General features: G+C 37.4%; 4 protein-coding genes. 1 reads left to right on the top strand and 3 read right to left on the bottom strand.

Annotation, left to right across the window (positions count from 1 at the left end; all coding sequences use genetic code 11):
- Positions 1-1,045 precede the first annotated feature (1,045 nt).
- The gene (locus ALT761_RS16370; protein WP_172602908.1) at positions 1,046-1,846 is read left to right on the top strand and encodes a trypsin-like serine protease; all 801 of its coding nucleotides are present in this window, start codon (positions 1,046-1,048) and stop codon (positions 1,844-1,846) included.
- 315 nt (positions 1,847-2,161) lie between these two features.
- Here ALT761_RS16370 and ALT761_RS16375 read toward each other — a convergent pair whose 3' ends face one another.
- The 3 genes from ALT761_RS16375 to ALT761_RS16385 form a co-directional block, all read right to left on the bottom strand.
- On the bottom strand, positions 2,162-3,139 hold the full coding sequence (locus ALT761_RS16375) for a TauD/TfdA family dioxygenase (protein WP_129739997.1): 978 nt from the start codon (positions 3,137-3,139) through the stop codon (positions 2,162-2,164).
- A 102-nt stretch (positions 3,140-3,241) separates the two neighbouring features.
- Positions 3,242-4,087, bottom strand: a complete 846-nt coding sequence (locus tag ALT761_RS16380) for a thioesterase domain-containing protein (protein WP_129739998.1) — start codon at positions 4,085-4,087, stop codon at positions 3,242-3,244.
- 130 nt (positions 4,088-4,217) lie between these two features.
- Complete coding sequence (locus ALT761_RS16385) at positions 4,218-15,935, bottom strand: non-ribosomal peptide synthetase (protein WP_129739999.1); 11,718 nt, start codon at positions 15,933-15,935, stop codon at positions 4,218-4,220.
- Between the last annotated feature and the right edge of the window lies 1 nt (position 15,936).

A 15,936-nucleotide genomic window follows, 5' to 3' on the forward strand; every position in this document is an offset into this window, starting at 1 on the left:
CTTCCAGAGGCCAACTATTCCCGAGCGGCCAACCTATTCATCTCTATTACATAACTTTTCCACAGATCTCGCAATGTTGGTGAGACACTCTAATTTATATATTTTCGCTGTTTTTTGGAAACAGCAACTCTTATTCTACATAGACCATGAGTGTATTTTTCCATTTTACAACACATCTAAGTTTGGCTTTGGCGTATTTTGGCATTTAAAAAAAATGGACTTAAACATAGACAACAATAGTTTACAGGTTGAAATAATAATTCAGAACGACTCCTATCTTCAGTGACACTTGTTTAACTATGAGAGTACAAAACTCATGTATCTAGAACGACATATTTAGACTAGTCCTACCAGAGCCTTTGGATTCACACAAAGCAGATAGGTCGTGGTGCCATCCAGAACATCGTTATCTGTAAATCCTTTCACTTAAATAGGCTTTTTACCTTACTAACACCAACACAATAGCGAATTCAATCACAGCGACAATAATCAACTATTTTACTAAATCATTAGTCGGCATTTTGATCATATTTAAATCACTTGTGCCCTGAGACTTCTGTCTGATATTGTAAAATAGAGTTTTTGTAATAACAACATTTGTGGAACTTAGTGCTTTGAGTTAGGGTCATACTGTTTTAAAATTTGTCAACGAATAAAACGGCAACAACTGATACACGTTATGACCCAAATAGTAACACATCTTGCTAAATTAAGACACTATACGTTATGCTGTTACTGATGACTTCAAACGGAAAATAACATTGCAGTAACTCAAAGGAGGTTAAAGTTTTTATGCGATGATAGCTTAAAAACGACTCTGGTAGCGTCTCTAAGTATAGGGCATAGCTAATGAAAAACTGCCGAGTAAATAAGTCTTTTTCTAAATCGATCTCAAATCATCGAATTTTAGAGAGTATCGCTGAATATAAATATACAGTCAGCGAACTTATGTAGTCTTTATACGCCGCTTGATTACCATACTCAGGAATTGAGAATTCCTTTTAAAGATAGCCTTTGATCCAACCCTAGTGAACGTGGATGAATTTTGAAAATTTGGTTTTTCTTATTTCTATATATTTTTTCTTTCGGTAGTCATGCTGTTGTCAAGAGACATGATGTTCCGAATGAAAATTACGTGTTAAGTGAAGCTCCAGAGTATTTAGTTGATATGCCTGACGAGGGGCATGGGGTTTTAATTAAACCTCAATGGATTGTCACTGTTGCACATACTATATTTAGTGACTACACAGGGACCAATTTAAAAATTGACTCGAATCTCTATAAAATAGAAAAAGTTTTCATACATCCTGATTTTAAAAAGCCTAGCAAAAGTTTGCTAAAAGGTGATTTGGCTCCTCTAATGAATTTTCTAAAGGCTAGAAGCGATATTGCACTAATTAAACTGTCTAACCCCGTAAAATGTGCTACACCAATTAGTTTGTATACAAAGGCAAACGAGCAAGGCAAAGTAATTACGGTATTTGGAAAAGGGGCGACAGGTGATGGCATCACTGGCGAAAAGCTTGAAACTAAACCTTTACATCACCTTAATCAATTTAAAAATATTATAGAGAACACTGAAACTAACTGGCTGACATTTAAATTTGATGAACCTCCGACTGGACTACCGCTAGAAGGAATACATGCTTCAGGAGATAGTGGTGGGGCTTCCATCATCAATGAGCAAGGCGTTACCTATCTTGTAGGGCTTTCGAGTTGGCAGTTAGCATACGGTGACATTTCGGATTTTGAGGGTGGCTTATATGGAACGGTGGGTTATCAAGTTAGGATCTCAAGTTATATAGGTTGGATTAGTGAAATATTGAATGGTGAGAAGCGAATTTAAGCTCAATAAAATACACGAATGTGTACGCGTATGTTTGCCAAGGTAACTTGACGGTTTCATTACTAAGCTGTACTTGCTCAGACTTGATCTGACAATTACCCGTTTTCAGGTGCCACTGTCAGATTGGATTTGAGCCAAATTATCTTCAGCCCAGACCCTTTTTCCATTAATTGTAAATTTTAGCCGTCATTATTTGAGCATACAGGGTAGACCAATTACCACCCTGGCATGGTACTCACGCTAGAAACATAGTCACTATATTAAAATCCCGTCATCTTAAAGGTTCGAAAACTAGCTCATTGAAATGTTCGAGAATTACTGCATCTCACAAGGATGAGAACCCAATGATGACATGCCAACCAGCACTTTTCTGGGACCGCGGAAAGGTTTTCGTCCATGTGAATAAAGCATGTTATCAACTAATAACAAATCATTTTTTTGCCAATCAAAATAAAACAAAGATTGCTCATAAACTTCTCTAATATGCTCTAGTGCTGATTCATCGATGGGGGTACCGTCGCCAAAATAGGTATTTCTTGGCAAATTTTCTTCGCCAAAATTAGCGAGCATGCTTTCTTTAACTTCTCTTGCATGACTTGATACATGAAACAAGTGCGCTTGATTAAACCATAGTTTTTCTCCCGTAGCAGGATGCAGCGCTGTTGCTGGTAATATTTGATATGTTCTAAGGCCATCATTCTCCTTCCATTCATACTCTATTTGGTTTGCCCTACAATACTGTTCAACACTCGATTTATCAGAAGTTTGAAAGACTTCGCTCCAAGGTAAATCAATATCACCGTAGTTGCGTACATATCTTATTTTTTTTGCTTCAAATTCTTGTCTTATATCTGCATCAATTTTAGATAAAACCTCTCGACTATCTGCCAACGGTGTTTCCCCGCCTTCACTCGGGGGCAACATGCAAAGAAAACCTATACGCATTGCCCATACATTTGAATACGAAGATTCATTGTGCTGTAAAATAGTTTCTGATGCAGGATACTCAGTCGCTGTAAACACATTACCCTTCAATTGAGAACGAGGCGTTGACCGATACTTATATTCAAGCAAGGGCTCATCAAAAATAACTTCTAATGCCTGACTAAACTGTTTTCCCGTTAGAAATTTTAAACCTCGAAGAAGAACCACTCCATTTTCATCCAAGAGTTCTCTAAGTTGTTGTTTTTTGTTATTTACCCAATTTAGTGTCTTTTCCCCTTGTAAGTCTACATTAAGTAGCATTCTTCTTTGTGAATTAGGTTCAAAGATAAGATCGCTTGTTTTAATCATTTATGTCATCTCAATATCATCAAATTTACTGTCGGTTTTAATATTCATTGATTGATTACCAGCCTACTTTTAGCTAACGCAAAAGTGTTAGAGAACTACAATTTATAGATGGCATAGCGAGTACCGTTCTAAATTTTGTATTGTTTTTGATATATGAGGTTCCGCTAAAATATCGTCGTGAATCGTCATTAGACGATTATGTTCGACCACAGTAAGTTCGCCAGTAGTCAATTTTTCCCAATCGCACCAATCTTTCTTCACAAAAATGACCTGATCTTTACCTTCAGCTCTTGGTTGCTTATAAAGTTGAATGTTTATACTAGATGTAGGAGCTTGATATCGTTTGCTTGCAAAACGACTTAGACAAACTGAACGTAATGAACGCGATATCCAATTGCTGTCTTTATTTTTATCTAATACATCTTGGTTAATTAACTCATCAATTATATTTTTCGTTACATTGTCAATTGATTGAGACTCCATCTCATTCCAGTTTAGCTGGCCCACATCAATAGAAAACTTTCTCTTTAAATAATCAGGTAAAAAACCGTACTTTGATGTTTCTGATGGATCAAACCCAACTAATTCATGGGAACCAAACATTGCTAAGAATGGGACTTTCTCTCCATCCAATGTTAACTGATACGCAATTTCATACGCCAAAGGCCCACCTGAACAATTTCCAAATAAATAATAAGGACCTGTAGGCTGAATCGCCTGTATAATTTCAATGTGGTACTCAGCCAAATCAGGTATCGAATCATAACTCTGATAATCGTATATCGATGGGTCATCAAGTCCAATCATACGGGCCTTATGCTCCAGCTCTTTAGCTAGTTTCTTGTAGGGGTCTACACCTCCACCAGCAGGATGTATACAAAAAACCAACTTATCGCTAGTTGACTCATTCAAATCAACTACAGTGGGAAATTTATCAATACCTATCACAACTTAATCTCCAAATGTAATTCCTTAGAATCCTGAATGTCTAGCAAAAGACCATGTATGTCATTGGACTCTACTTGTTCAATCCAATGCAGATCTGTCGCTTAAACTCATCCGGCACTTTCTTCGGAACTTATTCTGTCGGTAACGGGAAGACCAATTGGTTGCCCCCTAAATATTCCTTAAATAATTGCCATTCCAGGTCAGTTTTCAGAAGTTTATGTACTACAACGATTAAATATACACACCCATGACTGTCATGAGTCCAAGCAATTCGAATTAACGGGCCACTTTCTTTTAAGACAATTTCAACCAAAGCACTCACAATATTGTCGATATGCTCATTTAACTGACTATTATTAGGTTGATGATCAAATAGTTGTAACACGCTTTTAACTAATTGACGATTGACCGGTAAGTAGTGTTCATTTAATACAAAACTTTCGGCCTTTTCACTATGTAAATTATCGGATGGATCCATTGACAAGGTCAGCGCTTTATCCGTTTTTAGTAGATTCTTTACTTTATGACGAATATGAGTTTCCGTCGTCATGTCGTCTAATTTAACGACGGTACTCCAGCACATATCGTTAGCGTTTAATTTGGACAATTTGTTTAGATCCGTGGTTATGCTCTTTCCTGCACCCACTACCTTTGATTTCGGATCTGTGTTTCGTTGCCTTTTAGTTGCATGAGTATCATTATCTTTGTTTAAGATCTCAGAAAGGTTTGCGATAGTAGGATATCGCATGATATCTCCTATCCTTAGGGAGATACCTTTATTTTCAGCTGCGAAAACAATTTGCACAGTTCCAATTGAGTTACCACCTAACTCAAAGTAATTATCATCAATACCTACTGTTTCTGCGCCAATGACTTCCTGCCAAATTTCACAAAGAGTACACTCGACTTCGTTTCTAGGAGCTCGATAAGTGGTTGTTTGTATATCTTCCAGTACGGGCGCTGGTAATTTTTTTCGATCCAATTTTCCATTTGAGGTTAGTGGCATCTCATCCATTATCTTGAAAACAGTCGGCACCATGTATTCAGGCAGCTTGGTCTTTAAAAAATCCTGCAGAACTCTTTTAATATCTTGTGTTTGTTGACACACAATATACGCAATTAACTGAGGTACGCTCCCAGCGCTTTCATTCAATAAAACCGCAGCTTCCTGCACCCATTCATGAGACATCAATTGCTGTTCAATTTCTCCAAGCTCGATTCTGAACCCGCGCAGTTTGACCTGATTGTCTAGTCTACCAAGATATTCAATTTCACCTTGCGGCAACCATCTAGCCAAGTCACCAGTTTTATACAGTCTCGTTTCCATATCATGGTAATTATTTTTGACGTTAATAAACGGATTTTGAGGGAACCTATCTGATGTTAATTCGACATTGTTCACATATCCCCGTGCTAATCCTACTCCACCGATATATAGCTCACCTGGTACTCCATATGGAGTCGGGTTCATGTGTTTGTCTAAAACATATAGCTGAATATTATCTATAGGTTTACCTATAGGAGTATTTGTGAAATCTGCGACCGCGCTACAATCCCAATAGCTAACATCAATAGCCGCTTCGGTAGGTCCATACAAGTTATGCAGCTCACTTTGAGTTCCTGTTTGCCAAAATTTTTTAACTAGTGATTTATCAAGTGCTTCGCCACTGCAAAAAACTCTTTGCACAGAATCGCAACGACGCCAATCACTAATGGATAGCATGCTTGATAGCATTGATGGCACAAAATGAAGTGTTGTTATTTGCTTTTTAATAATGACACTTTCTAAGTATTGCGGATCCTTATGCCCTTCTGGCTCTGCAATGACAAGGGTAGCCCCTTGTGTTAACGGCCAGAAAAACTCCCATACAGAGACATCAAAACTGTAAGGTGTTTTTTGTAGTATTTTATCTTCCTTTGTCAATTGATATTTTCGTTGCATCCATTCAATACGATTAACCAATGCCCTATGAGAAACCATCACTCCTTTAGGTGTGCCCGTAGAACCTGATGTATAAATAATATAGGCCAAATTTTCCGATGTTAGCCCTACAACTTCTGGGGTATGGACAGGTTGATTTTCTAAGATTTCTTTCATCGAATCGGTGTCGATAGCGATTTGATCACTTAGTACGCTAAGAGAGCTATTGTGTGATTGGGTTAACACACAACTTATATTTGCATTCTCAACAATATAATTTTTTCTATCATCAGGGAGAGTCGGTTCAATTGGGACATAGGCTCCCCCAGCTTTTAAAGTCGCTAAAATAGCAACGACCATTTCAAAACTTCGTGTCATGCAAATCCCAACACCATTGTCAGGCTTTACACCACACTTGATTAAATAATGCGCAAGTTGATTAGATCTTTCATTCAATTCGGCATAAGTTAAGCGTTGATCTCGAAACTCCAACGCAATTAGATTGTCTTTTGCCGACTGAATAGGAGCATCTACACACTGTTGCACTAACTGATGAATACATAAGTCGAACGAAAAAGGGGCATACGTTTCGTTGTTTTCGACAACCAACTCATGTTGTTCAGATTCGTTATACACGGGTAGTTTAGAAACAGACAAATGAGGTTCGTCGAGCATAACCAGTAATAACTGCTCAAAAGCAGATTTCAGTCGCTCCAAAGTGGCCTGCTCAAAGAGTGCTTTATCGTATGTCCAACTCAAGTGAATTTCTGAATTTATTTCTGATGCCGTCAGCTCTAGATCGTATTTTATGATATCTGCGGCTTGGTTTTCAGGAATATAATTTAATCCATCCAATTCGATGTCTACGACTTCATTATTTTGCATAGAAAACAATATTTGAAAAACTGGAGAATAATTAAAGCTTCTTTGAGGTGCTAGTTTTTCTACTAACATCTCAAACGGCACATGCTGATGCTTAAATGAATCTAAAATCACCCTTTTATTATTATTCAATAATTCATTAAAGGTTTCATTGCCTGAATATTGAGTCCTTATTGCCAGGGTATTAATGAATATCCCTACTAAGCTCTCCAGCTGTTCATGGACTCTCCCGGCGACGGGAGTACCAACGACTACATCATTGGTTGATGAGTAACGGCCAATTAACAATGCAAAAGCCGTTTCTAAACACATAAACAATGTAACCTCTTGCGTCTCACAAAAGCTTCTAAGTTTACGAGTTAATTCTTTATCTAATACTTGGAATAAGGAGGCACCTTCAAACTTAGGAACGCTGGGTCTTTTATGGTCCAAAGGAAGTTTATGTATTGCTGGGATATTACTTAACTGTTTTGTCCAATAATCAAATTGTTTTTGTAAGAAATCGCCCGCCAACCAACTTCTTTGCCATATAGCAAAATCAATATACTTGATTGTTTTCTGAGGCAAGACTACATTGTCGTTTCTAACTAAAGAACTATATATTTGGCTAAACTCCTTAAGCAGAATGCCCATTGACCAGCCGTCTGCAGCTATATGGTGAACATTGAATATAACACGATGCTCATCATTTGATAGCTTAATTAGGTGGACTCTAATCATGATATCTGAAGACAATTCAAACAATGCTGTAGCGTCTTTTTTGCCTACCTCTGCTACTCTCTCTAGCGCGGTTTCTTTGGATAAATCGCTTAAGTCTAATACCACAACCGGGTTATCTAAAGAGTCTAAAACAACTTGTTCAACTTCTCCGCCTATTTCTTTATAACACGTCCTTAACGTTTCATGTCTCTCAATAAGCAACCAAACAGTTTTGCAAAACGCGTCTACATCAAGCTGTCCTTCAAGTGTAAAAGACACTGGAATATTAAATTGATGGCTTCCATTTTCAACTTGATTTATCAACCATAATCTACGTTGAGAATAGGAAACCAATTTAGGTTTATGAAGGTCTGCTATTAGTATGTCAGGGATTTTAGCGCTTGTACTTTCATTAATTATCATGTTCGCTAAAGATTCAACTGTTGAAAACTCAAAAAGTGCTGTAAGAGGAATTTCAATATCGATAGCTTTTCGAATTCCGTTTATAACCCGAGTTGCCAACAAAGAATGGCCACCTAAACGGAAAAAATTATCATCAATACTGATGCGTTCGACATGTAAAAACTTAGCCCATATTGCGCATAACTGATGTTCTAAATCTGTTCTCGGTGCAACGTAATTGTTATTCGTTCGCTTAAAATTTGGTTCAGGCAAAGATCTCGTATCTACCTTACCATTAACCGTTAGAGGCATCTGTTCCAAGCTAATGACTAACGAAGGAACCATATAGTCTGGCAGTTTTCTTTTTAGATGTAGATTACAGATATCAATAATACTTGAGTCATTACTATGTTTATGCGCTACCACATAGGCAAATATATCATCATTACTACTGGTAACTGCTACAGATTTAACTTGATCCAGTTGCATTAGCTGACTTTCTATCTCACCTAATTCAATTCGAAACCCTCTAATTTTCACTTGCGAATCAATTCGATTAACATACGCTAAATTGCCATCAGGCAATCTTTTTACTAAATCACCGGTTCGATAAAAACGGCTGCAATTAAGTAGGTTATCAGCATCTAACTGACGTGTAATCATCGACCCATCAACGAACTCTTCACTTGTTAGTCTTTCTTGATTTAAATACCCTTTCCCTACACCCTCACCACCGATCAATAATTCTCCAACAGTTCCATGAGGGCAAATACCATAATCTCCTTGTACAATTACCCCATATACATTTTTAATAAAAGTTCCTATATGAGGTAAAGGATGCTTGGGTGATATTTTACAAAACGTTGCATCAACGGTTGTCTCTGTTGGACCATAAACATTATATGCTGCCAAAGACGTCTTTGTTACCAAGCTAATCAGTTGCTGCCATAAATGTCCTGATATTGCTTCTCCTCCAATAAACAACATTGGTAATATCGGCTCGGGTTCTAATTCCAAAATTTGAGCAATATGAGCAGGAGTACAATCAAACACATCAATTTGATTTACTTTAAAGTAATTTAACAATTGCTCTGGGTCTGAGCGAGTTTCATCGGTTAATAAGTGAATGGTGGATCCAATAGCTAACTGACTAATAGCTTGCAGTGACGCATCAAAGCCATAAGACGCATTCCATGCCCAACTTATGTTGTTTTCGTTCTGCTGAACACTATGAAATGCGTTATTTAGCTTACTCTCCTGGCCGATAATATCTCTCAAATTAAATGTTAAATTTAATAAACTTTTATGCTCAATCTGAACCCCTTTTGGCGTTCCAGTAGAACCTGAAGTGAAAATTGTGTATGCCAACTTACTCTTTATATCTCGGAACTTTTCCCTTTGTTCATTATCCTTTGTATCAAGGTGGAGGTTTCCTTTAGACTGGGCTTGTACTGTCTTCAATAAAGTAGGTTGGTCAGTTTCTACTAATCTGCACTTAGCCTCAAAAAATTTATCAACCCAGTGGCTTTCCGTTATTACGCATTTCACATTTGCGCTACGCGCAATTATCGTGGCTCGATTCTCAGGTGTTTCAGGAGTAATAGGAACATAAGCCGCCCCTGTTTTAAACACCGCTAATATTGAAACCAACAACTGAGTGTTTCTACCGTGACATATCCCTACCAAATCTCCTTCCATAACGTTTTGAGAAACCAGGTAATGGGCAAGGTGATTGGCTTTCTCATTCAACTCTCTAAAGGTTAATTTTTCACCTTCAACTATCATCGCAAATTGATTTGGAGACAGCATTACCTGATGCTCGAATAACTGATGTAGCCCTTCGTACTGAGGATATGAATTAGTATTTTCCAGTGATTCTCTGAGCAAATCTTGTTTTTGCTCTTCACTTACGATGTTCAGATTTCTTACGTCAATTTCTGGTTTTGCAAGTATACTCGAAATTATTTCCTGGAAACTTGCTGATAGCTGATTAATGCTAGCCTCTTCAAATAAGCTAGTATTATACGTCCAGCCCAAAACGATTTGATTACTCCATTCTTGCGCATCTAATTGTAAATCGAATTTTACAAAGGAGTTCTCAGCACCCATGAGCTCTATATCTAGCCCTTCGATTGACAATGAAGATTGTTCATTGTTTTGCATAGTAAACAAGATTTGAAAAAGTGGACTATGACTTAAACTTCTTTTTGGTTTTAATTCTTCTACTAACAATTCAAATGGAATGGATTGATGATTGAATGCATCGAGTATATGTTCTTTGCTTTGTTCTAGCAGTTCGAGAAAATTCGCGCTTTTAGGAATTCTTGTGCGCAAAGCAATAGTGTTTACAAATAATCCAATTAATGGTTCCAGTTCCCTATATTGACGCCCAGCTACAGGTGTACCAATAACGACATCGTCTTCGTTACTGTATCTCGCAATTAATATGGAATAAGCTAGTTGTAAAAACATAAATAACGTTACATTATATTGCTGACAAAAAGCGTTAACTCTTTGAGAAAGGCATTCATCTAACGTAGTGAACAAACTTCTGCCGCTATATATTTGTCGTTTTGGTCTTTCCTTATCCAACGGTAATTGGTGTACGGTAGGTATATCACTTAAATAATTTTTCCAAAAATCTAACTGTCGGTCTAGCTTCTCTCCAGTTAATTCATTTCTTTGCCAAACACTATAATCTGCATATTGAATCTTCATTGGAACGAGTTTTTCAGATTGCATTCCCATCGCATTCAGATAAAAGTGTTTGAACTCTTCAATAAATAAATTTATGGACCACCCATCGGAAATAATATGGTGCATAGTGCAAAGTAAAACATATTCAATTTCAGATAAAATAATCAAATGGACTCTAAACAAAGGAGCTTTTGACAAGTCAAATTTATCAGATGATTCTTTTTGCATAAGCTTAGATAAGCGACTTTGCACATTTCCTTCATTCTCATCAATTGTTAAATTAGTTACTTTGATGGGACAGTCAAAATGACTTGAAATATTTTGATAAACGCCATTATTTTTTTCCACGAAACACGTTCGAAGTATTTCGTGTCTCATCATCATAGATTCGATTGCTTTATTAACAGCCTCCATTGACAGATGCCCTTTAAGCTTTATTGCACTAGGCATGTTATATTGAGCAGAACCATTATCCAGCTGATCGATAAACCATAGCCTCTGTTGAGCAAACGACAACGGGAGTAATTGACTGCGATCCACTGGCACAATATTTTTAGTAGATGCAAACTCCGCAACTATCGACGAATCTAAGAGTTGCGCTAGCCCAGAAATTGTTTGACGCTCAAAAAGTGCTCGTAAAGATAAATCGATATTAAAGGATTCTCGAATAGCACTTATTACTCGAGTAGCCAACAGCGAATGCCCACCTAACTCAAAAAAGTTATCGAAAACCCCCACGGAATTAATTGACAAAATATCTTTCCAAATTTTGGTCAACTTATGTTCTGTGTCAGTTGAAGGGGCGATATATGCCTCTACTCTTTCTTCAACAAAAGGTTCAGGCAAAGATTTCTTGTCTATTTTACCATTTGATGTGAGTGGTAACTTATCTAACACCATATAATGCGCGGGCCTCATGTACTCAGGGAGTTGTTGGGCCATGTACTCCCTGACCATTGGAAGCAATTGCTTATGGTATCGCTTTATCAGTGGGTTATTTATAAGACTACTGATTGAACTATTTGATGTTGACTCATTTTCAAAGGGCTCTAGCGGAGGGCAATTAGGACTGATAATCGGCTCTTTCGTAAAGAAAAAATCTAGACGTCTTTTATCTATTGGTGAAAAAGTAGGATAAAAATAAAAATCATGTTCTTCGGCTAATTGCTTAATATTAGCTAACTGAAGATAATCGTTATTAGCTCCCTCAGAAATGAATTCTGAAGCTAGCTCATCGACGAGCTTTGACTCGCACTCACTCTCGATAGATTGTATACACTCGAAAAAGAAACAATCTTTATTGATTCGCCTGTTCTCAATATTATGAAATGCAATAAAGTTGACATTAGCATTCTTTAGAATAGAAGATAGTGCACCTTCTCCTTGCCAGGGTAGCCATGTAAAGCACTCTTTGACATCGTGTTTCAGATCTAATTTAACTGATCGAGATTTTTGAATAAATACATCAAAGCGATACTTATTCATTTCACTACGGAAACGACCAACCTTCGCTAAAGGTACAACTTTACTCACAAGACCATTATTTTTAAACAGTTCACCAAAATAGCTTGGACTTATTAATAACTCTGAATCTTCATACCTACGCTTTTCTATTCTTTGCCTAAGCTCTTTCAATGAAGTTGCATTGTCTTTAGATGAACGAGCCCACTCGACTGAACTATAAAACGTGTTTGCTAATTCGTAGTTTCTTATATCTCCAACAAAAAGATAGCCACCTTCGTTTAAACTTTCCACTGCCTGTTCAATCACGTTTGACAAATAGCTTTCGTTTGGAAAGTACTGTGAGACAGAATTAATAACAACTAAGTCAAATTTTTCATTATTATTGAAAGATTCGGTTGCCGTTGAATGGCGTAATTCTACATTTGAAATACCAAGTTGTTTGAGCTCGCCTTTCAGAATAGAGAGTGCATTTACGGAAATATCACAAGCTACAACCCGAGAACAAGACTGTGCGTATCGTGTAACTAACATCCCAGTTCCAACGCCCACCTCTAAGACGGAAGATGGCTTCAACTGCTCGATCCGGTCAACTGTATCCTGTACCCACTCCTCCATAACTTCAGCTGATAAAGTGTTGCCTGTATAACTACTATTCCATCCGTGAAATTGAAGCAGCTCACTCTCGTTGACAGAGTGATTTTCATTGTAGGTATTGTTGAATAAAACCTGCCAATCATTCACATATGAATTCTCATCAGAACCCTCTTGGCTCAACTTATGTTGCTTTATCAACTGTTCGACATCAGGGGAAATATATGCAACTAATTGGTTGTCTTGTTGATTGCCTTTATGTGTTTTGTTATAGACAATTACCGCTGACTGTTTTACCAGACCACTGGCTGATAGGTGTGATTCAACATCACCAAGCTCTATCCTAAATCCTCTCACCTTCACTTGGCTATCTGCTCTACCTAAGAATTCCAGCTCACCATTTGGTAAATAACGTACCAGATCACCAGTGCGATAAAGACGATTAGGCAAATTAATTAAGCAAGCCTCTGCGGCGGTTGATTTTAGCCAAGAAGATTTTGATAGGATTGGTTCAGCATCAAAAAATTTATCAGCCGTTAACTCTGGTTGCTTCAAATATCCCCTTGATAACCCTTCTCCACCTAATAATAATTCTCCTATTGCCCCCTGCGGAGTCAACGTATCTTTATCTGACACAACCAATGTAAAGGTATTATCTAAACCTATACCTATTGTTGGCTCTGCCTTAATAGGTTGGGTAAATACTGCAAATGTCGAATATGTAGTGTCTTCTGATGGGCCATATAAATTGTATAGGCGATCAACTGATTCAATTAATAAAGTGCGATTAACTAAATCTTTTTTTAGTGGTTCTCCTGCTACATTTACAACATTTACGGAATCAGGCATAACGCCAGCATCCAACAATGCTGTGAGCGCACTTGGTACTGTATTTATTAAAGAGGGTAAAAGAGAGCGATCATCTACAAGCGACAAAATATCTTTTACTAGGCATATTTCGCCCCCACAACTCAAAGCACTCCAGATTTCAAATACGGATAAATCAAAGCAATAAGAGGTGCTAAACAGTACACGAGATCGTTCTCGAATTGTGTAGTGATTTCCCAACCAGTTGATCAATGCAATCACTGCTTTGTGCTCTATACAGACACCTTTAGGGCGACCTGTAGAGCCTGAAGTATAGATAACGTGACTAAGTTGAGACCCGTGATGACTTTTATTTAGGTTTTGTACGGATTCTAGAGCGAGTAAATCTTGTTCTGCCTCATTATCTATCCACAATATAACTTGATTGGTCACAGGGAGACGATCTTGCAAATGCTCATGCGCAATGATAAAGTTTAGCTGAGATTCATTGAACATGTAACTCACACGTTCTTCGGGGTAAGCAGGGTCGAGAGGGACATACGCAGCACCGACTTTTAGTGTGGCTAAAATACTAACAACCAAATCAGAATTGCGCTTCAAACAAAGACCAATTAAATCTTCGTGCTTTACTCCATGATTTTTTAACCAATTTGCTACTTGGTTAGCCTTTTCATTCAATGCTTGATAAGTTAAATAGTGCCCCTCACAACTAATTGCTATGTTGTCGGGTGTTTTTTGTACTTGGGATTCAAATAACCCCACCAAATTAGTATGACCTTCAAAAGGGTAAAACCTATCATTCCATTGGCTTAACATTCGCTGTTGTTCGTTAGAGTGTATTAAGTCAATATCATGAATTGGCGTGTCTATAGACAAACAAAGCTGCTCAACAAGTACATTAAAATTGGTGGCCCAACGATTTACCGACTCCTTGGAAAACAACTTTTTATTAAATGCCCAATTGACAGCTATTGAATCATCAATTTCAATAATGGAAAGCTCTAGATCAAATTTTAAAAGATCCGCATTCTTTTCTATTGGTTCCAGAGATAATCCATCCATCTTTAAGGAGACCTGTTCATTATTTTGGTAGGTAAATAATATTTGAAAAACAGGACTTACGCTTAAATTCCGCTCCGGTTGTAATTCTTCAACTAGCATATCAAAAGGAATATGCTGATGCTCAAATGCATCAAGGATAACCCTTTTGTTTCGCTGTAAAAACTCTATAAAGGGAGGGTTATCTGAAAGATCTGAACGCAAGACTAAGGTGTTAACGAAAAATCCGATTAGAGGTTCTATATCCTTATGTACCCTATTGGCAACCGGGGTTCCCATCACGATGTCTTCTTCACCACTGTATCTTGATAGCAATACAGAAAATGAACTTTGAAGCAGCATAAACAAAGTCACATCTTGTTCTACACACATTTTTCGAAGTTGTGTGACAACTTCAGGTTTTATATAAACCGTTAAGTCATCTCCCTGTACGATTTGATTAGCTCCACGTTTGCCATCTAGTGGTAGCTTATGAACTTTGGGAATGTCTTCTAATTGTCTTACCCAGTAGTCAAGTTGATTGGCTAGCACGTCCCCACTCAACCACGAACGCTGCCATGATATAAAATCGGCATATTGGTAATGCAACGGAGGAAGCGGATCCTCAATGCCTTTAATAAATCCATTATATAACTGTGTTAATTCGTGAATGATTAGACCGATTGACCATCCATCACATGCAATATGATGCACATCGAAAAAAACTATAGTTTCATCAGAACGGGTATGAATTAAGGCTACTCGTAACATTAAATCATGTTCTAAATCAAAAGGCCTGCCTGATAAACTTAAAAGTAAGTTTTCTATTTGTTCCTTTTGTTCTTTCCCCTTTAAATGGGTCAATTCAAATCTTTCTATATCAAATACTCTATCGGTATTAATTCTCCATGTTAACTGACTATTTTTATGGTAGTAATTAGTTCTTAAAATATCGTGGCGACTAACGATAGTTTGCACTGCTCGTTCGAAAGCATAAACGTGAAGCTCACCTTTTAATTTAAATAGCCCTGGCATATTGTACTGACTGGATTTTTTATCCATTTGGCTAATAAACCACAAGCGCTGTTGAGAATATGACAATTGTGTAAAATCGTAAGATTCTGGCTTTACTAATTCAGGGAAGCTAAATCCGGTAAATGCTTTTGTCGACTGCAAGTACTCGATAATTTCAGCTTTATTCCTAGAGATAGCGAGCTTAAGGTCATCTGACAATGCATCTTTTTTGGCCTTAAACTTTAATTTATCGTTTTCTAGATATAAATAAACGCCCTTTTCAATAGCTTGGTTTAATAGTTGAGCAAGCATT

Source organism: Alteromonas sp. 76-1 (assembly GCF_900654235.1).
In the GTDB taxonomy this organism is placed as follows: domain Bacteria; phylum Pseudomonadota; class Gammaproteobacteria; order Enterobacterales; family Alteromonadaceae; genus Alteromonas; species Alteromonas naphthalenivorans.

Bases quoted from the DNA above. Each gene is read 5' to 3' on its own strand.
- ALT761_RS16385 (WP_129739999.1), bottom strand. From the start codon at position 15,935: ATGCTTGCTCAACTATTAAACCAAGCTATTGAAAAGGGCGTTTATTTA.
- ALT761_RS16375 (WP_129739997.1), bottom strand. From the start codon at position 3,139: ATGATTAAAACAAGCGATCTTATCTTTGAACCTAATTCACAAAGAAGA.